Below are 26478 nucleotides of genomic sequence, written 5' to 3' on the forward strand. Positions count from 1 at the left end.
CAGATTGATTGTGCATATAATAAACAATGACACATTTCGTTTCTACCCGATGAGCATATGTAGTAAATAAAAAAGACAAAACCGAAATGGTTTTGTCTTTTTCTACGTGCATGAGAGGATTCGAACCCCCGACACCTTGGTCCGTAGCCAAGTGCTCTATCCAGCTGAGCTACATACACACGTTGTTCAACAACAGATAGTATTCTATACCAGTTCTATAAATTTGTCAAACAAAATCTAAGATTTTCTTAAAAAATTTCTGTATTTTTTTCAAGACACAATTTGATCTGTGGCTGAGCACCATCTCCGTAGATCATATTTTTAATCTCCTGCATTTCGAGGTCTGTTTGAGAGATAACATCAGCACAATGTTTTAAGCGACCGGAGATAAGTTCGGGATCGGCGACATCCTTTTTATAACGGAGCTGGTGGTCAAGACTTGCCCAGAAGTCCATCGCGATGGTACGGATCTGAACTTCTACCCGCATATTTCTCGTATGGTCGGCAAAGAAGACAGGAACTTCTATGATCAGATGAAGACTACGGTAACCATTTGGCTTTGGATGGCTGATATAGTCTTTTGCCTCAATCAGAGTAATGTCATTCTGACTGATGAGCTTCTCTGCAACGGCGTAGATGTCATCGATAAAGGAACAGATAACACGGAGTCCCGCAACATCATTCAAATTATATACGATATTTTCTACGGATACCTGACATCCTTTCGAAGACAGTTTTGTTGCGATACTGACCGGTTTCTTGATGCGTGATTGGATAAATTCAATCGGATTTCGGTTATAGCGGACGCTGAAATCTGTATTTAATACATCCAGCTTGGTCTGAACTTCCTTGATCGCACAGGAGTACATCATCATAAGCTCCTCGAATCGTTTCATGTCTTCTATAAAAGGATTCTGCTCCGGATATAGAAGAGCGTCAATATAGCTTCTGTATATATTTGTATTTGTATTATTATCTTTAGCAGACATATTCATAATCTCCGTTTCTGTTTTAGGCAATCTTTATTTTATCAATTTGCATGAATAGACAAAAAATCATTGTCCCTATCATTCTACTACATTTTAAAGGTAGAGTATACTATAAAAACGTGATAAAATGAGCATTGCGACGGATGTGCTTGCACATATCGGCATAATGCGAGAAAGAAGTGAATTATATGAGATATTTGGATCGGCTGATTGCATCAGAGGTTCTTCCGAATGCTTATAAAGAGTGGCGGGGATACCGACAGAAGCTGACAGACTTTATAGAAGAAAATTGTGTGGCCGAAGGAGGGTGTAAGCCTGTTCTTGCTATATGGGGAGCAGGACGGTCAAATGACATCGATCTGGCAAGACTTGCAGAGAGATTTAAGCTGGTTTTGATCGACCGGGATGCAGAGGGACTTGCACAGGCGTGTAAGGCCTATGGATTGGAGGAAACAGATGCTATTTGTGTGGATCTTCCTTTCTGGAATGTAGAGCTTGAGACTTATGAAATGTTTGAAGCATTGCTTGCAGAGGGTGAAGAAGCAGAGATTGTGATCGAGCATTTGAAACAGGTTGCATTTGACAACAGCCACAGGGTATTGCCGGAGATTGGACGAAGGTTTGACTACAGCGTCTGCGTAGGACTTCACAGTCAGTTGAATGCGAGATTTGCAGGCCTGTTATATATGTATCGGGAGAATTATGACGAGGAAGAATTGCAGATGATCGAGAATGCGATCCGGGCATTAAACGAAGTTGCGGTTACCCGGACAAATGATGTGATCTATATGCTGACGGAGAAATTAATGGTGTTCGGGTTAGAATGGGCAGTTGTAAATGAATCCGCTATGGATCAGTGGGAGAATCTTGTCCCTGAAGAAATTGAAGGAGCATTGCAGCTTCGTCATGACATCGGAATGCATAAGGGTTTTGATATCCGGATTGAAGCGGAGCGGCGGTTGTTCTGGCCATTTGCATGGAAGGAGCGAAAGAAGGGGTATGTGATGGAATTGCTGGCAGTACAGCCTCTTGAATAATAGAGGAATTGGGTCTATACGAAGCCGGACAGAATATTAGCAAATTGAAGTGAAATGAACAGTAATAGAAAATCGGAAAAATTCCATAAAAACAGGGGTAAAAACGTATAGCGGTTATAGGGAGAGACAAATGACAGACAGAGAATTTGGAAAATATATGTCTGCGATCGCACAGGGAGACCGGGAGAGCCTTCGGGCAGTGTATGACGAATATCTGAAGCTGATCTTTGCGGTGGTCTATGATACGATCCGGCAGAGAGAGGAAGCGGAGGATGTTACATCGGAGTTCTTCATCAAGCTTTATCGGATCGCAGACAGTTATAAGAAGGGAACCGGTCATAAGAGATGGCTTGTGACGATCGCAAAGAATATGGCGATCGACCGGATACGAAAGATCGATCGTGAAATGCTGGTGGATGAAATGCCGGAGCGAGACGAAGGAAAGACGATGGAGAGTCAGGTAGTGGAGAATCTGACATTGAAGCAGGCAGTTGCCACGCTAAAGCCGGAGGAGCAGGAGATTCTGGATCTGAAGGTAGTCGGAGGATTTACATTTAAAGAGATCGCGGAAATGAAAGGGCGACCGATCGGAACGATCACATGGATCTATAATCAGGCAATACAAAAATTAAGGAGGTGCAGGCTGTGAGAGATGAACAGAATAAGAACAGACAGACGGAAGAAGACAGATTCATAGAAGCTTATCTGAACCGGATCGATGCAGAAGCACCGGATCTGTGGGATCGGATCGAAGCAGGACTTGACCGTGAAGCAAAGGATGTAGAAGAAAAACAAAAGAAAACCTCAAAGGTAAAATATGTAATTCCGGTTCTTGCGATCGCAGCGGTTCTTCTGGCCGCAGTGATCGCGACACCGTTGCTGTCTGATTCTAAGCGACATTCGAAAGAAATAAATGCAGGCAGGACAACGGATGTTTCAAATGATGGGCTGGATGCAGCAGAGAATTCAAATATATCCGATCGGGCGGAAGATTATGTGGATGAAACAGCGGATTCCATACCGGAGACAGTACAGAATGAAACTGCCAACAGACCGACACAGAATACAACAGAAGCTATACAGATGAATGGAGCCGGTGGAGATTCGTCCGATGTTCAGGCGGAAGCAGGCCATACAAAGAGTCAGACAGATGCACAGGAAAATGCGGGATGTACAGATCTTCAGGTGCCGGAATCAGCTGATATGGATGCATGGCAGGAAATGAGTAATATAGCAGTTACACTTCAGATCACAGAGATTGTAACAGCAGAGCCGGATGCGGTACAAAAATATGCCGCAAAACTCTTGCAGGTATCTGATGCATCCGGGGAATTAATAACCGGTCAGGACATCGTATTGCAGCCGGAAGAAGCAGAGACATTTTCGGTAGGGGAAGAAGTAACAGGTACACTTCTCCGATATGATTCTGAACAACAGGCATGGATCTTAAGCAGACAGTAGTTGATCTGTAAGAAAAAAATCCATAAAAAGAGGATACCCATCCGTATCTTAGTCATAAATAGAACAGATAGCTGTAAAATTTCGTTTTCACATTCGACGATTGATAACGTCGGAGGTGATCAGAGCAGAAATTATGCAGATATCGGATAGTGACTAAGATAAGGAGGGTATTTTTTATGAGAAAAATCAGACGGATGGTAAGTGTGGTTATGATCTCCTGCATGATGGCGGGCTGTCTTGCAGGCTGCGGAAGCTGGAAAGAAACAGGAGGCACGCATGGAGAACGACAGGGAACGGAAAGCCGGTCAGGTACGGAGCGGGAGAGCATCGCAGAAAGATACAGACAGAAAGCCATAAAAGAGGAATTTGAAGAAAATATAGCGGAAACCGGACAGTCACAGCAAAATATGGCTGTGCCGGAAGGTATAGAAGAAGAGGCTTGTGATAGTGTGGTTTCGGCTGCCGATACATGTAATTCGGTAATGGACAGTGCATCAAATTCTGAATATGTAAAAATCGGATATGGAGAATCCGGTTATGATACCAGAGAGTATGACTATCAGGAAGAACACCGTTTTGTGTCTGCTAAAGATTTCCCGCTTTCAACATTTGCGGCAGACTGTGATACAGCTTCCTACAGCAATATCAGAAGTTATATCGAAGAAGGAATGCTGCCGCCTGCAGGAGCAGTCCGGGTCGAAGAAATGATCAATTATTTTGATTATGACTATGTATCAGGCCCGGAGGCTGGGAAGAAGTTTGCAGTATATACGGAATATGCGGATTGTCCATGGAATAAAGATACAAAGCTGATGATGGTAGGACTGAATACGGCCGCGATCGATATGAGTGAGAAGAAAGCATCCAATCTGGTATTCCTGATCGATACATCCGGTTCTATGTATGAGGAAAATAAACTGCCGCTGGCACAGAAAGCATTTAAAATGCTGGCAGAGAATCTGGATGAGAACGACAGGATCAGTATTGTTACATATGCGGGTTCGGATACGGTTGTTCTAAATGGCGTGGCAGGTTCGGAGGCCTATACGATATGCGAGGCACTGGATTCGCTGGAAGCATCCGGCAGCACAAATGGAAGTGCGGGACTGATCACGGCATATGAGATCGCAGAGCAGCAGTTTATAAAAGACGGAAATAATCGGGTGATCCTTGCGACGGATGGGGATCTGAATGTCGGGCTGACAAGCGAGAGTGATCTGGTAGGATTGATCACTGAGGAGAAGGACAGCGGTATATTCTTGAGCGTTCTGGGATTTGGCTCTGATAATCTGAAGGATAACAAATTAGAAGCATTGGCAGATCACGGAAACGGTAATTACTCGTATCTGGATTCTGTCTATGAAGCAAAGAAGGTTCTGGTTGACGAAATGGGTGGAACCTTATATACGGTTGCAAAGGATGTCAAAATGCAGATTGAATTCAATCCGGAGCAGGTGAAAGGTTATCGGCAGATCGGATATGAGAACCGTACGCTTTCCGCAGAAGATTTTGCAGATGATACGGTGGATGGCGGCGAGATCGGAGCCGGTCATGTGGTGACTGCACTCTATGAGGTGGTTCCGGTCGATTCGGAATTTGACGTGCCGGGGGCAGAGACAAAATATACATCGAAAAAGCAGAGTACAGATTATTCCGGCGAACTGGCAACCGTGAATATCCGTTACAAAGAACCGGATGGAGATAAGAGCACACTGGAAACAGCCGTTATAAAGGCAGAAAGCGGTCAAAAGGGAATGTCTCATGACCTGAGCTTTGCATCGGCGGTTGCGGTATATGGAATGCTGCTTACGGACAGCGCATATAAAGGAATAGCGACGTATAAGATGGTGGAAGAACTTGCGGAAGCAGGAATCACGGTTCAGACGGATGAAAGAAACATGGCTCAGGCAAGCAACGACCAGTTATACCGGAGCCAGTTCCTTGAACTGGTGCGGAAGACGGAGAAAATACCTCAACGTGAACCGGCAGCACAGATGTGGCAGTGCGATTAACAGACGGCCGGTTGTTTATACTCGAAATTCATAATAAATATAAGCCGTAAAAGGTGTTTTTTCTCTGATATATGCTAACATTTTTATTTTTAAGCGTATAGAAGCACTTCCCTTTTATTGATAATTCTTGTATAATAAAGCATTAGAGTTGCCAAAAGGCAAATATAAGAAATGACAGGAAGGATAAATTAATGGGTGAAAAAAAGATAATGCTCGGTAATGCAGCGATCGCCAGAGGCGCATATGAGGCCGGTGTAAAGGTATCAGCAGCATATCCGGGTACTCCAAGTACAGAGATCAGTGAGAATATTGTAAAATATCCTGAGATATATGCAGAATGGTCTCCAAATGAAAAAGTTGCAACAGAGGTTGCGATCGGAGCATCATTTGCCGGTGTCCGTTCAATCGTATCAATGAAGCATGTAGGTGTGAACGTAGCTTCAGATCCATTATTTACAGCAGCATATACCGGTGTAAAGGGTGGTATGGTTTTAGTAGCAGCCGATGATCCGGGTATGTATTCATCACAGAATGAACAGGATTCCAGACTGGTAGCAAGGACAGCGATGATTCCGGTGTTTGAACCATCTGACAGTATGGAAGCAAAGGAGTTCACAAAGTATGCATTTGAATGCAGCGAGAAGTACGATACTCCGATCATGCTCCGTACAACAACCAGACTGGCACATTCACAGGGCGTTGTTGAATTAAATGACAGAGTAGAAGTAGAAGACAAGCCATACGAGAGAGACATTAAGAAGATGGTTATGATGCCGGGTAATGCGATCCCTCGTCATGTATTTGTAGAACAGAGATTAAAGGACATGGCAGCAGACGGTGAGGATATGCCGATCAATCGTGTAGAGATGAATGATACCAGCGTTGGTGTTATCACCAGCGGTATTCCATATCAGTACGTAAAGGAAGCAATGCCAAATGCCTCCGTATTAAAGCTCGGTATGGTAAATCCGCTTCCTAGAAAGTTGATCGAAGACTTTGCGGCAAAGGTTGATAAGCTGTATGTTATTGAGGAGTTAGAGCCTCATATCGAGACACAGGTAAGAGCCTGGGGCATCGATGCAGTAGGTAAGGAGCTTTTGACCGTTCAGGGTGAATACAGTGCAAATATGTTAAGAGAGAAGATCCTCGGCGAGAAGGTTGAGCAGGAAGAACCTGCAAAGGTTGCACCTAGACCACCTATCCTTTGTCCGGGATGCCCGCATAGAAGTGTATTTTCAGTATTAAACGAACTGAAGATCCATGCAGCAGGAGATATCGGATGCTATACACTGGGAGCAGTTGCGCCGCTTAGCGTAATTGATACAACCGTATGTATGGGATCTTCCATTTCTACATTACATGGTATGGAAAAAGCAAAAGGAAAAGATTACATCAAGAACTGGGTTGCGGTTATCGGTGATTCCACATTTATGCATACAGGTGTAAACTCTCTGATGAACATGGTTTACAACAAGGGTACAGGAACCGTTATCATCCTTGATAACTCAACAACCGGTATGACAGGACATCAGGATCATGCAGCGACCGGTAAGACCTTGCAGGGTGAACCTACATATGCAATCAACATTTATAAATTGTGTAAGGCGATCGGTATTGACAGTGTACATGAGATCAATGCATTTGACATTGACGGTTTAAAGAAGCTGATCAAAGAGGAAGTTGCAAAGGATGAGATCTCTGTTATTATCACCAAGTCTCCTTGTGTTCTTTTAAAGACAACCAAGGTAACAGGTGTATGCAGAGCTATCCCGGAGAAATGTAAGAAGTGTGGTATGTGCTTAAAGCCGGGATGTCCGGCAGTTATCAAGCAGCCGGATGGAACGATCCAGATCGATGAGACCATGTGTAATGGTTGCGGACTGTGTATGAAGCGTTGTAAGTTTGATGCGATCGAAAAGGAGGAATTCTAATGGCTGTAAAGAATATTATGATAGTTGGTGTCGGTGGACAGGGAACTCTTCTTACAAGCCGTATCCTCGGTGGTATCACGACAGCAGCAGGTTATGATGTAAAGCTCTCCGAGGTTCATGGTATGAGTCAGAGAGGCGGTAGTGTTGTTACATATGTAAGATATGGTGAGAAGGTTGCGGAACCGATCGTAGAAGAAGGTCATGCAGATGTTCTGATCGCATTTGAGAAGCTTGAAGCTATGCGTTATGCTCATTTCCTGAAGAAGGACGGCGTGATTATTGCAAATGATCAGAGAATCGATCCGATCACGGTTGTAACCGGTCAGGCAGAATATCCGGAACACATCTTAGAGACATTGTCAGAGAAGCATAAGGTGATCTCCATCGATGCGATGGCAGAGGCAAAGAAGCTTGGCAATCCAAAAGTATTTAATACGATCATTATCGGTGTTGCTGCAAAACATATGGATTTTGACCATGACAAATGGGTAGAGGTTATCAAAGCAACGGTTCCTCCAAAGACAGTTGAGATGAACCTGAAGGCATTTGAAGTCGGATATGCATTATAAAGATTAAAATTAAATAAATGGTTTATTACAGAAGCATCTGTGAAAAACCGTCAGGGAAAATACCTTTTGTACATAAGAAACAGTTCATGCAGATATGTACAGGAGGTATTTTTACATTATGTATAATAATTGAAGCAAAAACTGTCGATTTTTAGGTACTTTTGACAAAAAACAGTGGACGATATGGCTTATATAGTGTAAAATCAAAAATGTGGGTGCTTTCATGCGAAAAGAAAATTGGTGGAAACGTACAAGGAGAATTCGTAATGAATAATGATACAATAAATGTTGATATCAGTAAAAAATGGCGGTTGTTGTTGTGGAAGGTATTTTTGTCGGCTGCGATCATGTTCATGGTTGTGGAAGTAATCATATGTCTGGTAAAAAAAGATTTGGGAATGACGCGAGGAGCGTATATGGGGTTATATGTAGCAATTCCTCTTGTCATATATGCAGGGGTGTTGTCCGGAACCGTATATGTTTTGAAAAAAAACAAGCTGACCGAGAACGGAGCTGACTGGCTGGTATCCATGATGATGTTTGTGATCTTTATTGTTCCGGCATTTGAGCATTATAATGCGATCGTACTAGCGCTGTTGCCTATGGTTTCAATCGTGATCACAGCCGTATTTGCGAATCAGAATATTACACTGGTGATGACGCTTCTGACATTCTGCAGTCTGATCATTAATGATATCCGTCTGTATAGCCTGTTTGAGTGGAAGGAGATTAGCTTTGGGGCGTATGTAACAGCTTCATTTGGGTTGGTTTTAGTTTTGAGCGTGGTAACCTTCTTGTTGAATATGCATACGAAAGAGCTGATGGAATCCATCGGTAACTTCACAGTTCGTCAGATGAATCTTATGACAGAGCTTCGTAAAGATCCGTTGACAGGATTATATAACAGACGTTCCTTTGAGGAGAGCCTGGAGAAAGAAATCCAGCGTACAGAAGAAACCGGAGAGAAAGCATATATTGCGATTTTTGATATCGATCATTTCAAGAATGTAAATGATACATACGGACATAGCAATGGTGATGTGGTTATCAAGGCACTTTGTAAGATGCTAAAGGAGAAATCCAAAGACTATGGTCTTGCATTCCGTTACGGTGGAGAGGAATTTGTTATACTGTTCAATAATATTGAATTGCCGAAGGTTATCAATGTAGTAGAGGATGTAAGAACAGAATTCCGATGCTACTACTTCCAGTTCATGAATAACAGTGGAATCACCTGTAGCTGTGGTGTTGCGGAATATTCCAAAGGAGAGAGTGCAAAGGCATGGTTCAATCGGGCAGATAATTCGCTGTATCAGGCGAAGGAAGCCGGACGTAACCGAACCGTTGTGAGCGAATAAGATAATAAAAAAAAGAAATCAGTAATTTAAAAACAGTGATATCTAAAAAACAGAGAAATTGGTACTACAAGTATGCCAGTTTCTCTGTTTTTTTACATGTTTTCAAATTGGTATAAAAAAATATAAAATTGGTATTGCAAAACCAGTTGATAGGTGGTATATTATGTTTACAAAGTGGTTCACAAAAAGAACCACAAAAGGAGATGAAAATGGAGAAGGATATGGAATATTATATTCAGGTTTCCGGTCGTATCATGAAAGATAATCTTGATAAAAGAAAGTCTCTTACCCAAAAGATATGCGACTGGTATCTGGATCAGGACAAAGAAGATATATGTCTGATCGCATCCGGATCGTCCCTGAATGCAGCATATGCAGCTCGACCATTTCTTTTAAAATACAGTAAATTTGATATCAGTGTATTAAGTACAGTGGAATATCTGGATGTTTACCGGGAGAGAGAAAAGAACCGGTTTACGATTTTAATATCCCAGAGTGGATGCAGTACAAACATAATTGAAATTATGAAGGAGCTGGATAAAGAGCATCAACCATTTGTTTTGTTAACAGGGAATGAGAATGGCAGTGCAAGCAGATACACGGATCGTCTTGTGGAGTATGGAGTTGGGAATGAAACGATTGATTATGTAACTCTTGGATATTCTACTTTGGTCGAGTTTCTGATGCTTATGATACTGGAGATAGGTTTTCAAAAAAAAAGAAATCAGTGATCAGGAATATGAAACTGCAGTAAGCCAGATCCGGAAAGCTTGTGAAATGCAGGAGCTTTGCCTGATACAGGCGAAAGAATTGGTACAAAAACGATATCAGGATCTTTTGTGTATGGAAAAAGCAATACTGGTCGGCGATGGAGCCAATCTGGCAACGGTCAGAGAGGGAGCGTTGAAATTTCAGGAAACTCTGAAAGTCTCGACGGTATATTATGAGAGCGAAGAATTTATACATGGACCGGATATGCAGCTAACTCCGGATTATTCGGTTTTCTTTATAGACTGTGGTAAAACCTCTGATCGACTGTATGATATTTATAAAGCAACATCGTTGATCACGGAACATTGCTATATGATTACGGATCAGGTTCACGATAAACGAAATGGACAGATTCGGATACCATGCCGGCTTCCGGCAGAGATCACACCGTTATATACAGCTGCATTGTTTCAATATATAGCGGCTCATGTAACAAAAGAAAAAAATAATTTTACTTGTCATCCGCTGTTTTCCCGGATGGAACAGGCTGTTTCGCCAAAAACAGAAGACTATGACAGGATTATGAAAGAAAAGCTTGAAAGGAGCAGAAGGGAGGAGAACGGATGAGAAAATATGTCTTAGCAACACACGGAAAGATGGCCGAAGGAATGTTGACAACGATTGAAATGCTGGCAGGTACACAGGAAAATCTGACCTGTATCAATGCTTATACAGATGAATGCCCGGATCCGCTTCCGGAATTAAAGAGAATTGTTGAAGCGAATTCAGAGGCAGAGATTGTGATAATGACAGATCTTTTAGGCGGAAGTGTGAATAATAATGCATCCGCATTATTGTCTGATCCAAGGATACATGTTGTTGCCGGTGTGAATCTGGCTGCAGTGATCGGTATCCTGTTGAGTGCAGAGGATCAGGATACGGCATCTGTAATTGAAAGTGCGGTTGCAGAGGCTAAAGATATGATGGTTTATTGTAATACAGTAAATGCAACGTATGATGATGATGATTTTTAATCTGTGTATTGACAGAAAAGAAAGGAGAAGGTTTATATGATTAAATCAATTCGTGTTGATTATCGTCTCTTACATGGACAGGTAGCAGTGTCATGGACAGCATCATTAGGGGCAGATTGCCTGCTGCTGGTAAGTGACACGGTTAAAAATGATCCGCTGAGATTAAACGCACTAAAGATGGCGAAACCATCCGGAACAAAGGTTGTAGTAAAAAATACAGCGGAAGCTGTAGAGGCATTGAAAAGCGGGGTAACTGATAAATATAAATTATTTATCATCTGTGAAACGGTAGAAATAGCCAAAGCAATCATTGAAGCTACAGGAGAAAAGACATTAAATATCGGCAACATTGCATACCATGAAAATGCAAAATTATATGGTAGAAGCGCATATATGGATGCAGCCGAGCTGGCTCTGGTAAAAGAGATGGTTGATGATGGCGTTGATGTATTTATTCAGATGATCCCGGCTGATAAAGTAATTAAATGCAAATCGCTGTTTTAACGGATGAATGGAGGGACAGATTATGATATTAAAAACAATACTTATTTTTCTGATCGGCCTGCTTGGTTATTCAGAATGGCTGCTTGGTACAAGCTGCCTGCAGCGACCGATCGTTCTTGGACCGTTAGTAGGTCTGGTAATGGGAAACCTTCCGGCCGGTATTATTATGGGTGCAACTATGGAACTTGCACTTGTAGGAGCCGTATCGATCGGTGCATATAATCCGCCGGATCTGATCGCAGGCACTGTGCTCGGTGTTTCACTTGCGATTCAGTCAGGAGCCGGAGCGGAAACAGCTTTAGTACTTGGTATTCCGATCGCAACCGTAATGCTTGCGGCAAATACCGGTATCTGCCAGCCGTTGATGCTTGTTATGATCCACAAATGTGACCGTGATGCTGAAAAAGGTAATATACGGGCATTTAACAGAGATTATCTGATCGCAGGATATCTTCAGAATCTTTTTGGTATTGTCTGCATCCCACTTGCATTTTATTTTGGCAGTGATGCAGTAACAGCACTTCTTGGTAAAATACCTGAATTTGTTCAGTCCGGTATGGATATAACAGCAGCACTGCTTCCTGCACTTGGTTTTGCAATGCTTGCACAGCAGATGATGAATCGCAAGGTTGCACCATTTTTCTTCCTTGGCTTTTTCCTGGTATCATACCTTGGAATATCCACAACAGGAGTTGCGATTTTTGCCGTACTTATTGTGATAATCGGAGTAACATTCGGCATATTCGGAGACAAGCAACAGGGGGAAGTACCGGTAGTTGAAAACGCAGATAACGGAGGTGATTTTGATGAGTTCTAAGATACATGCAGACTACGATAAGGTAGTTACGAAAAAAGATCTCACAAAGGTGTTTTTAAGAGAGATCACATATGAACATACATGGAATTATGAACGAATGGGAAATGTAGGATTTTGTTTTTCCATGTATCCGGTTTTAAAGAAACTGTATCCGGATAAGAAGGATCTGGCAGCTGCTATGAAGCGTCATCTGACGTTATATCAGACCAGCCATTATCTTGCAACATTTCAGATGGGTATCACAGCCGCAATGGAAGAGGAAAATGCACAGGATGCAGATTTTGATACAGATTCGATTGGCGCAGTAAAAACAGCATTAATGGGACCTATAGCAGGAATCGGCGATTCTCTGTTCTGGGGCACGATCAAGGTAATCGCAACAGGAATCGGATGTTCACTTGCCTTGCAGGGGAACATTCTCGGACCTATTCTCTTCCTTTTGATCTTTAACATTCCGGCATATCTCTGCAGATGGTTTGGAGTATTCCTTGGATATAAAATGGGTCGTGAATCCATGGCAAAGATTGTTGAATCCGGTTTGATGAAGGTAGTTATGGAAGTAGCCTCTATCATGGGTATCATGGTAGTTGGCGGCATGACGATGGATATGACGTCGATTAATTTTGTAACGCAGATTGGAAGCGGCGAAGAAGCAAGTACAATTCAGGATCTGTTAAATGGCATTGTCCCGGGCCTTCCGGTGCTGTTGCTATTTGGAGTTACTTACTGGTTATTGAAGAAGAAGGTTAATCCGTTGCTTATTATGTTGATCATGCTTGTACTTGGAATAGCAGGAGCATTCTTTGGCTTCCTTGGTTAAAAAGGAGGTAGTAGTAAGGTGAAAAAAATAGTAATTGATATGCATGTACATCCTGCATTTTTAGAGCCGGTATGCAAAACGGAATATCAGAATGAATTTGCAAAAAAGATGTATGGCTTATACAAGACGGATCAGATCCCGGTTGATGCACTGTTAACCTTGATGGATTGTTCCGGAGTGGATAAAGCGGTTTTGCTTCCACTGGATCTGACTACGGAATATGGAGGCATACTAGGAACAAATGACCAGATAAAGGAATTGACAGCAACATATCCGGATCGTTTTATCGGATTTGCCAGTGTAGATCCTCACAGGCCGGATGCGACAGAGATACTTGAAACAGCATTTGCAGAGTATCATCTGGCAGGTCTGAAGCTGCATCCGTCAAAGCAGAAGTTCTATCCGGGAGACGAATACATGGAGCCGATATATCAGATATGCGAGAAGTATAATAAACCGATCGTGTTTCATTGCGGAATGTCGGTAGAGCCGGATACCTTATCTAAATATGCGAGGCCGGTTGAGTTTGAAAAAACAGCATACAGACATCCAAAGCTTCGAATCTGTCTTGCACATTGCGGATGGCCATGGGTGCAGGAAACTTGTATGCTGATGCTCAAATACAGAAATGTTTATGCGGATACAGCATTCCTGTATTTTGATACAGCCCCGGAGTTTTATCACAAGGTATTCGAAGTGGATATGGGACCGCACTGGATCGATCGAAGCTTCAGACATCAGATCATGTTTGGCTCTGATGATCCGCGGTTAGAGATGCGGAGAATGAAAAAGGCTATAGAAGCTATGGATATAAGAGAATCTACCAAGGATCTGATATTTGGACAGAACGCGATTGAGTTTCTGGGATTGGAGGTATGATGGTAACACATGGCAGTATAGAGGTGCTGACAAAAGAATATAACTGTCTGGTGAAAATTACAGATGATATCAGGCAGGTTGTAGAAAAAAGCAAAATCAGAAATGGTGTTGTATATGTTATAACAGCACATACGACAACAGGAATTGCAGTTAATGAAGGATTGGAGTGCCTGGAATATGATATTGGGCATCTGATGGAAAGACTTGTTCCTGAGGATGGAGAATATGCCCATGGAAGGCTGTTAGATACCTACGGTGCGATGGCAGGCAATCCGACCGGACATTTAAAAGCCCATCTGACCGGAAATCATTGTGTATTCCCGGTTATAGATGGAAAGCTGAAAAGTGGAAGTGCACAGGACATATATCTGTGTGAATATGATGGACCGCAATATAGAACAATTTATATAACTATTATAGGGGAATAAAAAATAACAGGAGGAAAGAACTATGGCATTAAAAAAATTTGACGCAGAGAAATATTTAAAGGACGGAGCAAAGACATACTCATTAAGAGGAGAGGTTGAGGCATTGATTGACCGGATCACGGCAAAGGAATATGACAGCGTATGTATGATTGGTATCGGTGGAACATGGGCAGAATGGTATCCGGTTGTAGAAGTAGCCAAGAAATATACAGATCTTCCAATCTATCTTGAAAATGCAGGTGAATTTCTGGTAAAAAATAAAAAACATATTACAGATAAGACTCTTGTATTTACCTCTTCTGCATCAGGCAATACTATGGAGATCTTGAAGGCAGTAAAATATTGTAAGGATCAGGGAATCAATGTATATGGATTTACAAAGGATGAGACAACTCCTTTAGCAAATCTGCTGACAGACCCGATTTATAATGCATGTGGTGACTGTGAGCATTCTTACTTATTATACTATTTTGTAATGCTCCGTATCTTAAAGAACAGAGGAGAATTTCCACATTATGACAGATGGGCAGATCAGATGGAAAATCTGTTTAAGGATCTCCTTGCGGTAAGAGAAAAATTTGAGCCAAGAGCGATCGAGATCGCAAAGACATATGCACATGAACCATATACAATGTTTACAGGCTCCGGTGTCCTTTGGGGTGAGACCTATCTCTTTACAATGTGTATCTTAGAGGAGATGCAGTGGGTTCGTACAAAGACTGTTTCATCTGCTGATTTCTTCCATGGACCATTGGAGTTAGTTGATGACAGAGTTCCGGTATTTGTAATAAAAGGTGAGGACGAATATCGACCATTAGATGAAAGAGTAGAACGATTTGTAAAAGAACATACAAAGAAAGCTGTTATTATTGATACCAAGGATTACATTCTGGATGGTATCGATGATGAGTTCCGTGTAATCTGCTCTCCGATGATCATTACCGCGATATTAACAGAACGACTTGCTATTCATTATGAGCAGAATACAGGACATAGTCTGGAATTCAGACGTTACTATCGTCAGTTTGAATATTAAAAAGGTCAGGCGGTTATTATGGTTGAATTCACATATGTAATTACAGATGAGCAGGGACTTCATGCCAGACCGGCTTCACAGTTTGTTATGGCTGCTGCAAAATGTAAGAGCACAGTATCCGTAACATTTGGATCCAGAACCGTAAACGCAAAAGGAGTTATGGCAGTTATGAGTCTGGGAGCAAAAAAAGGTCAGGAGATCCTGATAAAAGTAGAAGGTGAAAACGAGGCAGAAGATGCAGCAAACCTGAAAGCGTTCGTTCAGGAAAATCTGTAAAAAGATCGGATTTTAAAGAGGTGACAATATGGTAATATTACAGGGTAAAAGTGTATTTGGCGGAGTTGCTATCGGGAAGATACAATTCTTTAAAAGGGACGAAATCCAGATAAAACGACGTCATGTCGATGATCCGGAGGCGGAAATACGCCGCTTCCGGACTGCAAAGGAAAAAGCACTTTCTGAATTGCAGCAGTTATATGACAAGGCACTTACTGATGTGGGAGAAGCAAATGCCATGATCTTTGAAGCACATCAGTTAATGCTTGAGGATCCGGATTATAATGATTCTGTAGAGAATATTATAAATACACAAAAGGTAAATGCTGAATATGCAATAGGTGTCACATCTGATAATTATGCAGCAATCTTTGAAGCGATGGATGATGCCTATATGCAGGGAAGGGCAGCAGATGTAAAGGATGTATCGAACAGGCTCCTTTCCCAGTTTGCAAAAAAACAGAATGCTTCATTTGAAATGACGGAGCAGGTAATCATCGCGGCAGATGATCTGGCACCAAGCGAGACTGTTCAGCTTGATAAAGATAAGGTGCTGGCATTTATTACAGTGGAAGGCTCGGCAAATTCCCATACAGCGATTCTTGCCAGAACCATGAATATTCCGGCTGTTATAGGAATCGGTGATACATTAACACCGAAATATGACGGAAGACTTGCAATCGTAGACGGTCAGGAAGGAAAGATCTATATTGATCCGGATGAAGAAATCCTTGTTGCCATGAGAAAAAAACAAGCTGTCGAACAGGAACAGCGTGAGCTTCTGGAGACATTGAAGGGCAAAGAAAATGTAACCAGATCCGGGCAGAAGATTAACCTTTATGCCAATATTGCCAATGTATCAGATGTAGGAGCGGCACTCCGAAATGATGCCGGTGGTATCGGGTTATTCAGAAGCGAATTCTTATATCTGGAAAATGAAACTTATCCAACAGAGGAACAGCAGTTTGCAGCTTATAGACAGGTAGCGGAAATGATGGCCGGAAAAAGGGTGATCATCCGTACGTTGGATATCGGAGCAGATAAACAGGTTGGATATTTTAATCTGGAAAAAGAGGATAATCCGGCAATGGGGTTCCGTGCGATCAGGATATGTCTGACCAGACCCGAATTATTTAAGACCCAGCTTAGAGCTATTTTCAGAGCATCCGCGTATGGCCAGATTGCAATCATGTTTCCGATGATCATTTCGGTATCAGAGGTTCGTCGTATTAAAGAGATAATGGACGAGGTGAAGACCGGACTTCGTGCAGATGGAATAGCATTTTCCGATCAGATTGAAACCGGTATAATGATTGAGACTCCGGCTGCGGTTATGATCAGCAGAGAGTTGGCAAAGGAAGTGGATTTCTTTAGTGTCGGAACAAATGATCTGACGCAGTACACTCTGGCAATTGATCGCCAGAACCGGAATCTGGATTCCTTCTATGATTCACACCATCCGGCGGTGTTATCTATGATCCAAATGGCAGCAGAGAATGCTCATGCAGAAGGAAAGTGGATTGGAATATGCGGTGAACTTGCAGCCGATCTAAGTCTGACAGAAAGGTTTTTACAGATGAACATTGATGAGTTATCAGTTGCACCGGGTATGATACTTCCGTTAAGGAAAAAAATAAGAGAGTTATAAAAAGTATACAGAGACAGATCCGCACATGTACGGGTCTGTTTTTGGTCTTATAAACTGACATTTCCTGCTTGTTTGCGTTTGGAAAAGTTGCTATACTTAATAGAGTACAGGAGGGAGTTTGCCATGAAATTGATGAATAAAGATGAGTTTATTGCGTATGAATTAAAATTTTACTTTATGAAAAATAAACTGAAAGAAGGAGAAAAACTCCCATCTGAACGGGATCTGGCTGAACAGTTTGGGGTACAGAGAGCTACCGTCAGATCTGCATATAAATTATTAGAGGATGAAGGGATCATAGAATGCAGGGAACGGAGCGGCAACTACATAGCCCACAGAAGAATGATATCCAATCTTGACCGAATTCGATCATTCAGTGAAAAGCTGGAAAAGATGGGGGCACAAACAAGAAGCAGACTGTTGGCGTTTGAGCGTGTGGAAGTAGATAAGGAACTGAATAAAAGTATTAAGCTTCCGTTAGGAACTCCGTTATTCAAAATTACCCGTATCCGTATGGTCGTAGAAGAAGACAGGGCTGTTCCGATCACCATAGAATATTCATATATACCGGAAAGCAAGGCTCCTAAGCTGATGCGGTTTGATCTGGAAGATAATTCGTTATTTGATATTTTGATTCAGGAATATCATCATATTCCCAAAAAACAGGAATTAACAGTCGGAATTGTATATGCTGATGAAAATGAAGCCAAAGCCTTGAATGTTGACAAGCTGACTGCTCTTGTAAAAAAAGAGGGAATCACATATGACGAGAAAGGTGAGGTTCTGGAATATCTGCAATCGGTGATCAATAAAGAATGGGTCGCATTTGAAAAAGAAGATCCTGTCATTAAGCAAAAGATGGAGGAGGTGCTCCATGGATTATAGAATGCCATTATATATTCAATTACAGGATTCTATTATCAAGAAAATAGATGAAAAAAAATATCTGCCGGGTGAAGCAATACCAAGTGAGAGAAAAATGGCGGAAGCCTATGGTGTGAACCGTATGACCGTAAAACGTGCGATCAGTAAGCTTGTAGAAGAAGGATATCTGGTTTGTAAACCGGGTTCCGGAACGTATGTTGCACAAAGAGATAAGAAAAAGATCGATCTGGATAATTCAAATGAAGCAGGAAATACCGGCATCACAGCGACGCTCCGTAAGGGTGGAATGGAGGTAAAAAACCGCCTTCTCGGGACCGGTGAGATCACAGGAAGTAAATATCTGGGATATAAGCTTGGAATTTCGGATGATGAGATGATATATGGAATTTACCGGGTACGATCAGAGGGTGATATACCATTTGCAGTGGAGTATACATATGTACCGAAAAAATATTTTGATGATCTGGATGAATTTGATTTCGCCAAAGTATCTTTATATGATTATATGGAAGCAAAAGGACATATGCCATGCCATTTTGGACAGAAGCTGGTCATATGTGAGGCAAATGAACGGCTCGCAGAGCTGCTGCAGGTGGAACGTGGAACTGCGATTTATAAGATCGATTATCAGGGTGCGGATGCAGATTATAATATTGTAGAGTTTACCATGAGTTATCTGAATCCTGCTTATACAAAATTCCGATTTGATGTTGAGGTTCCTTAAAGGAAAGACATAAGCGCTTCTGTTACGGATCATATGGATCTTGTTATGCCGGCTTCGGTTTATAATATTAGTACTTGAAAGGTGTTATTTGAAAATGCAATTCAAAAAAGTAGAAAAGAAATGCGAAGGTAAATTTATTACCCGCTATGATATAACATATGAGACAGTGGATCATCAGAAGAAGGTATATGAGATGATCAGCCGGAATGGTGACATTACGGATTTTGAAGGACTGCATGGCAAAATGGCAGATGCAGTTGTGATCATTGCTACGGATGAGACCGGCGAGAAGATACTGATCGATAAGGAATTCCGTCTTGCTCCGGGAGAATGGGTATATAACTTCCCGGCAGGTCTGATCGATCCGGGTGAGACACCGCAGGAGAGTGCGAAGCGTGAGCTTCGTGAGGAGACAGGGCTGGAATTATATGAGATCGATGATTTCATCGGAACCAGCTACAGTGCGGTTGGTTTTTCAAATGAAACAAATGTCTGCGTTGTTGGAAAGGCACGGGGAGAGTTCCATAAGAGTACCTCTACATTAGAAGAGATTGAAGCCGGCTGGTATACAAAGGCAGAAGTCAGAGAACTTCTTAAGAAAGCGAAATTTGCAGCGAGAACACAGGCATACTGCTATGTGTGGAGCAGGGAATAGAGGATAAAAAGTAGAATTTAGAGGAGCACAGGGGACGAAACTTGAAGTGAAAGCCGGCACAACGGTTCTTACAGCCTGCAGCAACCGTATCGTTTGCAGATAAGGGTTGTAAATATCTGGACAGAAAGGAAAAATACGATGCTTCACAAAGATTATGAAAGAAAGATCGATCAGTTAGTAAATGAACTGACATTAGAAGAGAAAATAAAGATGATCCATGGTGCGGGTCTGTTCCGCACCGGGGCAGTAGAAAGACTTGGAATCCCCCCAATCGTGATGTCGGACGGCCCGACAGGGGTGCGGTTCGAATTCTTTAATGATAACTGGGGCAGAGCCGGACATAATGATGATGGAGTTACATATTGTCCGAGTAACAGTGCGATCGCCGCAACCTGGAACCGGGAACTGGCAGGAAAATCAGGAACGGTACTTGGAGAGGAAGCCAGAGGACGTGGCAAGGATATCATACTTGCGCCGGGTGTCAATGTCATGCGGACGCCGCTTTGCGGAAGAAATTTTGAGTATTTCAGTGAAGATCCATATCTGATATCAGAGATGGCGGTTCAGGTGATCGAAGGGATCGAGAGTTCTGATGTGGGGGCCTGTGTGAAACATTTTGCTGTTAATAATCAGGAAACAGAGCGGAACTGGGTGAATGTCGAGATCGATGAACGAACGCTCCGTGAGATATACTTGCCTGCATTTGAAGCAGCAGTAAAGAAAGCAAAGGTAAGATCTATTATGGGTGCTTATAATCTGTTCCGTGGGGTTCATTGCTGTGAAAATAATGAACTGCTCGGTGAGATACTGCGGAAAGAATGGAATTATGACGGCCTGATCGTTTCGGATTGGGGTGGCATCCACGATACAAAGGCCGCAGCAGAAAGCCCGATCGATGTAGAGATGTCAATCTATGCAAACTTCGATGAATACTGCATGGCAGATCCATTGTTAAATGCGGTAAGAAATGGTGAGATCGAAGAGGAAAGAGTTGATGAAAAAGTAAAGAGTATTCTCCGATTCATGCTTCGTGTCAAGATGATAGATATTGTAGAAGTCGAAAGTGGGGACAATGAACAGACGGCTATATCCGCTGACTGTACGGAACAGAAGCCGGCTGTCTATGCGGTTCGTGACCGGAGCCGGAAGAAAGGAAGTTATGATACTTCAGCACATCAGGATGCAGTGTTAGAGACAGCCAGAGAATCAATTGTACTGTTAAAGAATGAAGAACAGAGACTGCCGCTTGCACCTGAGAAGACACATCGGCTTCTGGTGATCGGACATAATGCAGCAAAGCTTCATTCAAATGGTGGCGGAAGTGCGGAGATTGCGGCACTTTATGAGATCAATCCACTGCTTGGCATTAAGATGGAGCTTGGCGGTAACTGCGAAGTGACCTATGCAGAAGGTTATTATGTACCGGATAAGAACAGACAGCAGGTACTGAACTGGCAGGAGGTAAGTCTGGATGAACTGGCATCGGAGCAGGGGGCTTATGAAGGAAATGATCCGGAAGGAAAGAAGATCCAGAAGGCACTTCGTGAAGAGGCGGTTGCACTTGCTTCTGAATATGATGATGTGATCTTTGTTGGCGGTTTAAATCATGATACAGATGAAGAAGGATACGACAGACCGGATCTGAAGCTTCCATATCATCAGGATGAATTGATCACGGAACTTTTAAAAGTGAATCCGAATATGGTCATTGTCATGATGGCGGGAAATCCGGTCGATATGAGTGCATGGATTGATGATGCAAAGTCGATTGTATGGATGAGTTATGCAGGAATGGAAGGTGGCAGAGCACTCGGTGAAATCCTGTTTGGTGAAGTTAATCCATCCGGTAAACTTGTGATGACCATGCCAAAATCTCTTGATCAGATACCGGCGATGGTTTTTGGAGATTTCCCCGGAAGAACCTTAACGGAAGAAGAACATGAAAGAATGAATGCGAAATTGACGGAGACATACAGAGAAGGTGTATTTGTCGGATATCGGTATTATGACAAATATCAGATCCCGGTACAGTTCCCATTTGGCCATGGATTATCTTATACGGCATTTTCCTATGGGGATATGCAGGTAAAAGAGTCGGATGGTCAGACATTCAAGGTACAGATCCCGGTAACAAATACCGGAAAGCTTGCCGGAAAAGAGACGGTAGAGCTGTATGTCGGAGAAACGGAAGTAAGTCCGGAGAATCCTGTAAAGGAGTTGAAGGGCTTCTGCAAGTTATCACTTGCACCGGGAGAAACAAAGTATGCGGAATTTGAATTGACAGCCGATGCATTCCGTCATTTTGATGAGAAGACGGATGCGTGGAAGGTCATAGCAGGAAGTTATACGATCTATATCGGAAGTTCTGTTTCTGATATTCGATCGGTAACAACCATAACAATAAAATAATTAATAGATAAAATGCCGGTATGAACGGTCTGTCTGCCGGTACTATGAACATCACGTTTGCCTACCTTCTTTCATACAATTTTATATGCATATGTCTCCGCTGCGATAAAGTCGTTTGCAGCTCCGACATAGCACAAAATTGTATGAAAATCAGTCGGCTTCTCTATGGATGTTTCATAGTACCGGCTGATAGATCGTTCATACCGGCTTTTATATACATATTGTTTTATTGATATTCGTTGAGCCATTCTATTATGCCGTTTGCGATCGCGGCGGCGTAATCGTCCATGTTATCATCGTAAAGCTCTACGTCTTTTTCGTTGCTGATAAAGCCCATCTCGATGATCAGACTTGTCATATTTGTCTGTTTTATAACGATGTAATCGTTGTCACTGTCAAACTGTGTTCCGGTACGGACACCACGGTTATCGGAGATTCCGACCTTTTCCAGATTGGACAGGATGGTTTCTGCGATCGCATGGTTCTTTTCGGAGCCGGAGCTGTAGATCCATGCTTCTACACCACAGGCCTCAGGATTTGCTGCGTAGTTCCTGTGGAGTGCCAGATAGAGATCAGCGTCGCAGTCATTTGCAATCGTAGCACGTTCTTCGGAAGAAACGGTAGAATCATCATCACGCGTCATGACAACTTTTACTCCGTTTTTCTTTAATAGTTTTGCAACCTTTAAGGAAAGCTTCAGGTTTCCGTCTTTTTCATGAATATTATTAATTCCGGTTGCCCCGATGTCGGAACCGCCATGTCCCGGATCCAAACAGACTGTGTATTTTCCGTCCGGTTTTATGATCGAGACAGCATCCTTGCCGCTTTTTGACCGGCTGACCGCCAACAGGACGGACAGAACGATAACGGTGATGAGCAGGACGATGTTGACACCGATCAGGAATTTTATGACAGACCGCATCTGTGTAACGGTCAGTTTCTTTTTTGTTTTTCCAGCCATAATGTATAAAACTGCCGGAGCAGCCCTTTCTGTTTCTAGTTTATTCTCAACTAAGATACTCTAAAATGATCGGATTTTCAATACGATAGAAAAGATTTAATATTTACATATATCGGTGAAATGCGGTGTAACATGGAACCGGCAGGCGATATAATTTGGCATTTTATATAGAAAAGTGCGAAAGAAATTAATAATTTTCTGAAAAATTTAATATTGTCAAATGAAAACGTGGGTGTTACCCTAAATATAGGGTGGCAGGGAGAAGATAAGAAAAGGAATAAAAGATGATCGTAGATTTTCATACTCACACATATCCGGATAAAATAGCTTCAAAGACACTTGAACTGTTAGTAAGTAGATCAAAGACAAAGCCGGCATCAGATGGTACACTTGCAGGCTTGCAGCATTCAATGACGCAAAGCGGTGTTGATATCTCTGTTGTCCTTCCTGTTGTAACTGCACCACATCAGGTGGAGCGGATCAATGCCGTGGCAAAGACAGTAACAGCCCAGTTTACGGGTAGTGGCGTCTGGTCATTTGGCGGAATCCATCCCGGAAATGATAACTATAAAGAGATTTTAAATGGTATCAAGTCTGCCGGATTAAAGGGAATTAAGCTGCATCCGGATTATCAGGATGCCATGTTCAATGATATCCGTTATAAACGGATCATCAGTTACGCAACAGAGCTTGGTTTGGTCGTTGTGGTTCATGCCGGAGTAGATATCGGACTTCCATCTGTAACACATTGTACACCGGACATGGTGTGTGAGGTATTAGATGAGGTTCAGCCGGAGCGGCTCGTTCTTGCACATATGGGTGGCTGGAATCTCTGGGACGAGGTACTTGCGAAGCTGTGCGGAAGAAATGTATATATGGATACAGCATTTTCTTATGGAGAGATTGCATGGCTTTCGGGTGCTGAACATCGTTGGAAGCTGGCATCGGAGGAGATGTTCCTGAAACTGATCAGAGCACATGGAGCAGACCGGATCGTATTTGGAACAGACAGTCCGTGGACAGATCAGAAGCGAGCCATAAAGGACATACAGGCACTTCCGTTATCAGATGAAGACAAGAAAAAGATCCTTGGAGAAAATGCATTGCAGCTTTTGGGACTGCCGGATGCAGAATAGAAAATATAAAATGAAATATACAATATATTTGAAAGCATTAGAGGATTCATACATAAAAGTAAAATAAATTCCCGATAAATTAGTAAAAATAGACATTGCACAAAAATTAAAAATATGTTACAATTTTGTTACAATAAGAAAGGGAGAGAAGATAGCTCCTAAGACATCCGAAATTTAAGTTGTTGTTTTTTTCACAAAAAAATATTCATAAATACAAGGGACTGCCTGTAAGACGGCGGTCCCTTTCCCCTTTCCCTTTAGTATTATTTTTGCACAAAGAAAAAGAACCAGATCACATCTGGTTCTTAAGAGCTGGGCTACAAGGATTCGAACCTTGAAAATGCTGGAGTCAGAGTCCAGTGCCTTACCATTTGGCGATAGCCCATTGCTGTCAACAGATGATATTATATTATAACAGTTTGAAAAAAGCAAGCATTTTTTTAAAAAAATTACAAAAAGTTATTTATACGCAATGAACACGAAAAAATTGAGAATAAAAATCAATGGAAATAGAAAATCCAGGTAGAAATAATAGCCCGGCTGTTGTATAATGGGAACACTTGTGGAGATGACATTATAATAGGAAATGGAGAATACATATGTACAGTTTTGATGCGATCGTAAGATACAGCGAAACGCATGGAAGACCGGAAGCAAATGCGGCAACGATAGCAAATTACTTTCAGGATTGTGCGATCTTCGATTCAGAACAGGCAGGAATTGGAATTGAATATCTGAAGGACCATAACCGGGCATGGTTTCTGATCTCATGGCAGATCGATGTGGAGCGGTATCCGGTATTACAGGAGAAGATCAGGGTTGGAACCTGGGCATATGATTTTAAGGGTTCCATGGGATATCGTAATATAGTTATTCGGGATGAGAATGGAGCGAATATTGTACAGGCAGCTTCCCAGTGGAGTTATATTGATACTGATACGCTTCGTCCTGTAAGAATTGAGCCTGAAGTAGGAGAAGCATATCCTCTTGCAGAAAAGCTTCCGATGGAATATGCTCCGAGAAAGATCCGGCTGATCGAAGGCATGGAAGAGACAGACAGAAGGGTTGTTCTGCCTTATCAGATTGATTCGAATAACCACATGAATAATGAAGCATATATTGCGCTGGCGTTGGAATATATCGATTCGGATGACATGATCTGTCAGATCAGAAGCGAGTATAAGCGGCAGTTTGTAAAAGATGAATGTATCGTAATAAAGAAAGCAGAAAGAGATGATCTGATACAGTTTGTATTTGCAGATGAGGAAGATCAGACCAGATGTATAGTAGAATTTAAAACAAAGAGAACGGGGAGACAGACAGCATGATCAAGATTGGCGAATGGAACCATTTAGAGGTTGTAAAAGAGAAAGATTTCGGCATTTACCTTGCCGAGAAAAAATACGATGACGAGGAAGTTCTGCTTCCGAAGAAACAGGTACCTGCGGGAACAAGAATGGGAGATCAGTTAGATGTATTTATTTATCGTGATTCCGCAGATCGTCTGATCGCAACAACAAATCATCCGATCATAACGATGGGAGAACTAGCAGTATTAAAATGTGTCAATGTGACAGGCATCGGTGCATTTATGGACTGGGGACTGGAAAAAGATATCCTGCTTCCTTTTAAAGAGCAGACAAGCAAGGTAAGGGAAGGTCAGTCGTATCTGGTCCGGATGTATGAGGATCGTTCCAAGCGTTTGTGCGTCAGCATGAAAGTATATGCCTATCTGGAGACACAGTCCCCATATAAGGCAGGAGATGCGGTAAGCGGAACGGTATTTGAATTTAATCAGAATCTTGGAGCATTTGTTGCGGTTGATAATCGCTATTCAGCCCTGATCCCGATGAAGGAGATCCATTCCCGGATCAATGTGGGTGAGACGGTAGAAGCCCGTGTGGCAAATGTCAGAGAAGACGGCAAACTCAATCTGAGTTTACAGAAGCCGATCCGTGAGCAGATCAACAATGACAGCGAGATGGTATACAATATCATCGAAAGCTATGGAGGAACTTTACCATTTAATGACAAGGCAGATAAAGAAGTGATCGAGAAAGAGTTCGGACTCAGCAAGAATGCATTTAAGCGTGCGGTCGGACATTTGTTAAAAGAGGGTAAGATCCGGATCACAGAGAAAAACATTATCATCAAATAACGGATTCATAAATGAGCAGGAATGTTCAGCAGAAACAAAA

The 26478-nt window shown here is 42.3% G+C and carries 27 protein-coding genes and 2 tRNA genes; 25 read left to right on the forward strand and 4 right to left on the reverse strand.

Translation table 11 applies throughout. The features are described from left to right. Positions 1 to 105 precede the first annotated feature (105 nt). Together CLOL250_RS05040 and CLOL250_RS05045 are read right to left on the reverse strand one after the other, a co-directional pair. Positions 106 to 179 (reverse strand) — tRNA-Arg (locus CLOL250_RS05040). Positions 180 to 248: 69 nt separating this feature from the next. Beyond that, complete coding sequence (locus tag CLOL250_RS05045) at positions 249 to 989, reverse strand: GTP pyrophosphokinase (RefSeq protein ID WP_342413211.1); 741 nt, start codon at positions 987 to 989, stop codon at positions 249 to 251. 188 nt (positions 990 to 1177) lie between these two features. Here CLOL250_RS05045 and CLOL250_RS05050 point away from each other — a divergent pair, with 188 nt between their 5' ends. From CLOL250_RS05050 to CLOL250_RS05155, 22 genes are all read left to right on the forward strand, one after another. After that, complete coding sequence (locus tag CLOL250_RS05050) at positions 1178 to 2026, forward strand: hypothetical protein (RefSeq protein ID WP_008401113.1); 849 nt, start codon at positions 1178 to 1180, stop codon at positions 2024 to 2026. A 130-nt stretch (positions 2027 to 2156) separates the two neighbouring features. Beyond that, a complete protein-coding gene (locus CLOL250_RS05055; protein WP_008401115.1) occupies positions 2157 to 2675 on the forward strand; it encodes an RNA polymerase sigma factor in 519 nt (172 codons plus the stop codon). Continuing rightward, positions 2672 to 3487, forward strand: coding sequence for a hypothetical protein (locus CLOL250_RS05060; RefSeq protein ID WP_008401116.1), 816 nt, complete (start codon positions 2672 to 2674; stop codon positions 3485 to 3487). Before CLOL250_RS05055 ends, CLOL250_RS05060 begins: the two co-directional genes overlap by 4 nt. A 176-nt stretch (positions 3488 to 3663) precedes the next feature. Then, positions 3664 to 5499, forward strand: a complete 1836-nt coding sequence (locus CLOL250_RS05065) for a vWA domain-containing protein (protein ID WP_147554293.1) — start codon at positions 3664 to 3666, stop codon at positions 5497 to 5499. A 191-nt stretch (positions 5500 to 5690) separates the two neighbouring features. Then, entirely contained in the window at positions 5691 to 7430 is a 1740-nt protein-coding gene (gene iorA / locus CLOL250_RS05070; RefSeq protein ID WP_008401119.1) for an indolepyruvate ferredoxin oxidoreductase subunit alpha, read from the forward strand. After that, on the forward strand, positions 7430 to 7999 hold the full coding sequence (locus CLOL250_RS05075) for an indolepyruvate oxidoreductase subunit beta (protein WP_008401121.1): 570 nt from the start codon (positions 7430 to 7432) through the stop codon (positions 7997 to 7999). The genes iorA and CLOL250_RS05075 overlap by 1 nt, the downstream gene beginning before the upstream one ends. Positions 8000 to 8265: 266 nt before the next feature. Continuing rightward, positions 8266 to 9357 carry a GGDEF domain-containing protein gene (locus CLOL250_RS05080; protein ID WP_044945152.1) on the forward strand — a complete coding sequence of 364 codons (1092 nt, stop codon included), beginning with the start codon at positions 8266 to 8268 and terminating at the stop codon, positions 9355 to 9357. Between the two features lie 209 nt (positions 9358 to 9566). Continuing rightward, positions 9567 to 10088 (forward strand): SIS domain-containing protein, encoded by a 522-nt coding sequence (locus CLOL250_RS05085; protein WP_044945153.1) that lies wholly within the window; start codon positions 9567 to 9569, stop codon positions 10086 to 10088. A gap of 112 nt (positions 10089 to 10200) precedes the next feature. Beyond that, entirely contained in the window at positions 10201 to 10695 is a 495-nt protein-coding gene (locus tag CLOL250_RS05090) for an SIS domain-containing protein (RefSeq protein ID WP_274922242.1), read from the forward strand. After that, a complete protein-coding gene (locus CLOL250_RS05095; protein ID WP_008401129.1) occupies positions 10692 to 11102 on the forward strand; it encodes a PTS sugar transporter subunit IIA in 411 nt (136 codons plus the stop codon). The genes CLOL250_RS05090 and CLOL250_RS05095 overlap by 4 nt, the downstream gene beginning before the upstream one ends. Positions 11103 to 11138: 36 nt before the next feature. Further along, positions 11139 to 11606: a PTS sugar transporter subunit IIB gene (locus CLOL250_RS05100; RefSeq protein WP_008401131.1), complete on the forward strand. Its 468-nt coding sequence runs from the start codon at positions 11139 to 11141 to the stop codon at positions 11604 to 11606. Positions 11607 to 11628: 22 nt separating this feature from the next. Then, a complete protein-coding gene (locus tag CLOL250_RS05105; protein WP_044945156.1) occupies positions 11629 to 12423 on the forward strand; it encodes a PTS mannose/fructose/sorbose/N-acetylgalactosamine transporter subunit IIC in 795 nt (264 codons plus the stop codon). Then, complete coding sequence (locus tag CLOL250_RS05110; protein ID WP_008401134.1) at positions 12413 to 13243, forward strand: PTS system mannose/fructose/sorbose family transporter subunit IID; 831 nt, start codon at positions 12413 to 12415, stop codon at positions 13241 to 13243. Before CLOL250_RS05105 ends, CLOL250_RS05110 begins: the two co-directional genes overlap by 11 nt. Before the next feature lie 18 nt (positions 13244 to 13261). Further along, a complete protein-coding gene (locus tag CLOL250_RS05115) occupies positions 13262 to 14122 on the forward strand; it encodes an amidohydrolase family protein (RefSeq protein WP_008401135.1) in 861 nt (286 codons plus the stop codon). Continuing rightward, complete coding sequence (locus CLOL250_RS05120) at positions 14119 to 14550, forward strand: secondary thiamine-phosphate synthase enzyme YjbQ (RefSeq protein ID WP_008401136.1); 432 nt, start codon at positions 14119 to 14121, stop codon at positions 14548 to 14550. Before CLOL250_RS05115 ends, CLOL250_RS05120 begins: the two co-directional genes overlap by 4 nt. 22 nt (positions 14551 to 14572) lie before the next feature. Next, a complete protein-coding gene (locus tag CLOL250_RS05125) occupies positions 14573 to 15586 on the forward strand; it encodes an SIS domain-containing protein (protein WP_008401137.1) in 1014 nt (337 codons plus the stop codon). A gap of 18 nt (positions 15587 to 15604) precedes the next feature. Continuing rightward, positions 15605 to 15862 carry an HPr family phosphocarrier protein gene (locus tag CLOL250_RS05130; RefSeq protein WP_008401138.1) on the forward strand — a complete coding sequence of 86 codons (258 nt, stop codon included), beginning with the start codon at positions 15605 to 15607 and terminating at the stop codon, positions 15860 to 15862. A 28-nt stretch (positions 15863 to 15890) separates the two neighbouring features. Further along, positions 15891 to 17510 (forward strand): phosphoenolpyruvate--protein phosphotransferase, encoded by a 1620-nt coding sequence (gene ptsP, locus CLOL250_RS05135; RefSeq protein WP_008401139.1) that lies wholly within the window; start codon positions 15891 to 15893, stop codon positions 17508 to 17510. A gap of 123 nt (positions 17511 to 17633) precedes the next feature. Next, on the forward strand, positions 17634 to 18395 hold the full coding sequence (locus tag CLOL250_RS05140) for a GntR family transcriptional regulator (protein ID WP_008401140.1): 762 nt from the start codon (positions 17634 to 17636) through the stop codon (positions 18393 to 18395). Next, positions 18385 to 19119, forward strand: coding sequence for a GntR family transcriptional regulator (locus tag CLOL250_RS05145; protein ID WP_008401141.1), 735 nt, complete (start codon positions 18385 to 18387; stop codon positions 19117 to 19119). Before CLOL250_RS05140 ends, CLOL250_RS05145 begins: the two co-directional genes overlap by 11 nt. Positions 19120 to 19213: 94 nt before the next feature. Then, positions 19214 to 19774, forward strand: a complete 561-nt coding sequence (locus CLOL250_RS05150; protein WP_008401142.1) for an NUDIX hydrolase — start codon at positions 19214 to 19216, stop codon at positions 19772 to 19774. A gap of 138 nt (positions 19775 to 19912) precedes the next feature. After that, positions 19913 to 22183, forward strand: a complete 2271-nt coding sequence (locus tag CLOL250_RS05155; RefSeq protein ID WP_008401143.1) for a beta-glucosidase family protein — start codon at positions 19913 to 19915, stop codon at positions 22181 to 22183. 226 nt (positions 22184 to 22409) lie between these two features. Here CLOL250_RS05155 and CLOL250_RS05160 read toward each other — a convergent pair whose 3' ends face one another. Continuing rightward, positions 22410 to 23144, reverse strand: a complete 735-nt coding sequence (locus CLOL250_RS05160) for an N-acetylmuramoyl-L-alanine amidase family protein (protein WP_008401145.1) — start codon at positions 23142 to 23144, stop codon at positions 22410 to 22412. Between the two features lie 284 nt (positions 23145 to 23428). Here CLOL250_RS05160 and CLOL250_RS05165 point away from each other — a divergent pair, with 284 nt between their 5' ends. Next, the gene (locus CLOL250_RS05165; protein WP_008401146.1) at positions 23429 to 24280 is read left to right on the forward strand and encodes an amidohydrolase family protein; all 852 of its coding nucleotides are present in this window, start codon (positions 23429 to 23431) and stop codon (positions 24278 to 24280) included. A gap of 312 nt (positions 24281 to 24592) precedes the next feature. Here CLOL250_RS05165 and CLOL250_RS05170 read toward each other — a convergent pair. Next, positions 24593 to 24665: transfer RNA gene (locus CLOL250_RS05170), tRNA-Gln, on the reverse strand. A 214-nt stretch (positions 24666 to 24879) separates the two neighbouring features. Here CLOL250_RS05170 and CLOL250_RS05175 point away from each other — a divergent pair. Both CLOL250_RS05175 and CLOL250_RS05180 read left to right on the forward strand, forming a co-directional pair. Further along, positions 24880 to 25608, forward strand: coding sequence for an acyl-[acyl-carrier-protein] thioesterase (locus tag CLOL250_RS05175; protein ID WP_008401147.1), 729 nt, complete (start codon positions 24880 to 24882; stop codon positions 25606 to 25608). Then, positions 25605 to 26438 (forward strand): CvfB family protein, encoded by an 834-nt coding sequence (locus CLOL250_RS05180; protein WP_008401148.1) that lies wholly within the window; start codon positions 25605 to 25607, stop codon positions 26436 to 26438. Before CLOL250_RS05175 ends, CLOL250_RS05180 begins: the two co-directional genes overlap by 4 nt. The last annotated feature ends 40 nt before the right edge of the window (positions 26439 to 26478 follow it).

This window comes from Clostridium sp. L2-50, assembly GCF_000154245.1.
Classification (GTDB): Bacteria; Bacillota; Clostridia; order Lachnospirales; family Lachnospiraceae; genus Coprococcus.

What these genes read in the sequence shown, in the direction of transcription:
- CLOL250_RS05110 (WP_008401134.1), top strand. Translation starts at nt 12,413, where the DNA reads ATGAGTTCTAAGATACATGCAGACTACGATAAGGTAGTTACGAAAAAA.
- CLOL250_RS05120 (WP_008401136.1), top strand. Translation starts at nt 14,119, where the DNA reads ATGATGGTAACACATGGCAGTATAGAGGTGCTGACAAAAGAATATAAC.
- CLOL250_RS05160 (WP_008401145.1), bottom strand. Translation starts at nt 23,144, where the DNA reads ATGGCTGGAAAAACAAAAAAGAAACTGACCGTTACACAGATGCGGTCT.
- CLOL250_RS05175 (WP_008401147.1), top strand. Translation starts at nt 24,880, where the DNA reads ATGTACAGTTTTGATGCGATCGTAAGATACAGCGAAACGCATGGAAGA.
- CLOL250_RS05105 (WP_044945156.1), top strand. Translation starts at nt 11,629, where the DNA reads ATGATATTAAAAACAATACTTATTTTTCTGATCGGCCTGCTTGGTTAT.
- CLOL250_RS05085 (WP_044945153.1), top strand. Translation starts at nt 9,567, where the DNA reads ATGGAGAAGGATATGGAATATTATATTCAGGTTTCCGGTCGTATCATG.
- CLOL250_RS05140 (WP_008401140.1), top strand. Translation starts at nt 17,634, where the DNA reads ATGAAATTGATGAATAAAGATGAGTTTATTGCGTATGAATTAAAATTT.
- ptsP (WP_008401139.1), top strand. Translation starts at nt 15,891, where the DNA reads ATGGTAATATTACAGGGTAAAAGTGTATTTGGCGGAGTTGCTATCGGG.
- CLOL250_RS05145 (WP_008401141.1), top strand. Translation starts at nt 18,385, where the DNA reads ATGGATTATAGAATGCCATTATATATTCAATTACAGGATTCTATTATC.
- iorA (WP_008401119.1), top strand. Translation starts at nt 5,691, where the DNA reads ATGGGTGAAAAAAAGATAATGCTCGGTAATGCAGCGATCGCCAGAGGC.
- CLOL250_RS05075 (WP_008401121.1), top strand. Translation starts at nt 7,430, where the DNA reads ATGGCTGTAAAGAATATTATGATAGTTGGTGTCGGTGGACAGGGAACT.
- CLOL250_RS05155 (WP_008401143.1), top strand. Translation starts at nt 19,913, where the DNA reads ATGCTTCACAAAGATTATGAAAGAAAGATCGATCAGTTAGTAAATGAA.
- CLOL250_RS05080 (WP_044945152.1), top strand. Translation starts at nt 8,266, where the DNA reads ATGAATAATGATACAATAAATGTTGATATCAGTAAAAAATGGCGGTTG.
- CLOL250_RS05125 (WP_008401137.1), top strand. Translation starts at nt 14,573, where the DNA reads ATGGCATTAAAAAAATTTGACGCAGAGAAATATTTAAAGGACGGAGCA.
- CLOL250_RS05095 (WP_008401129.1), top strand. Translation starts at nt 10,692, where the DNA reads ATGAGAAAATATGTCTTAGCAACACACGGAAAGATGGCCGAAGGAATG.
- CLOL250_RS05045 (WP_342413211.1), bottom strand. Translation starts at nt 989, where the DNA reads ATGTCTGCTAAAGATAATAATACAAATACAAATATATACAGAAGCTAT.
- CLOL250_RS05150 (WP_008401142.1), top strand. Translation starts at nt 19,214, where the DNA reads ATGCAATTCAAAAAAGTAGAAAAGAAATGCGAAGGTAAATTTATTACC.
- CLOL250_RS05065 (WP_147554293.1), top strand. Translation starts at nt 3,664, where the DNA reads ATGAGAAAAATCAGACGGATGGTAAGTGTGGTTATGATCTCCTGCATG.
- CLOL250_RS05165 (WP_008401146.1), top strand. Translation starts at nt 23,429, where the DNA reads ATGATCGTAGATTTTCATACTCACACATATCCGGATAAAATAGCTTCA.
- CLOL250_RS05090 (WP_274922242.1), top strand. Translation starts at nt 10,201, where the DNA reads ATGGAAAAAGCAATACTGGTCGGCGATGGAGCCAATCTGGCAACGGTC.
- CLOL250_RS05130 (WP_008401138.1), top strand. Translation starts at nt 15,605, where the DNA reads ATGGTTGAATTCACATATGTAATTACAGATGAGCAGGGACTTCATGCC.
- CLOL250_RS05050 (WP_008401113.1), top strand. Translation starts at nt 1,178, where the DNA reads ATGAGATATTTGGATCGGCTGATTGCATCAGAGGTTCTTCCGAATGCT.
- CLOL250_RS05055 (WP_008401115.1), top strand. Translation starts at nt 2,157, where the DNA reads ATGACAGACAGAGAATTTGGAAAATATATGTCTGCGATCGCACAGGGA.
- CLOL250_RS05100 (WP_008401131.1), top strand. Translation starts at nt 11,139, where the DNA reads ATGATTAAATCAATTCGTGTTGATTATCGTCTCTTACATGGACAGGTA.
- CLOL250_RS05180 (WP_008401148.1), top strand. Translation starts at nt 25,605, where the DNA reads ATGATCAAGATTGGCGAATGGAACCATTTAGAGGTTGTAAAAGAGAAA.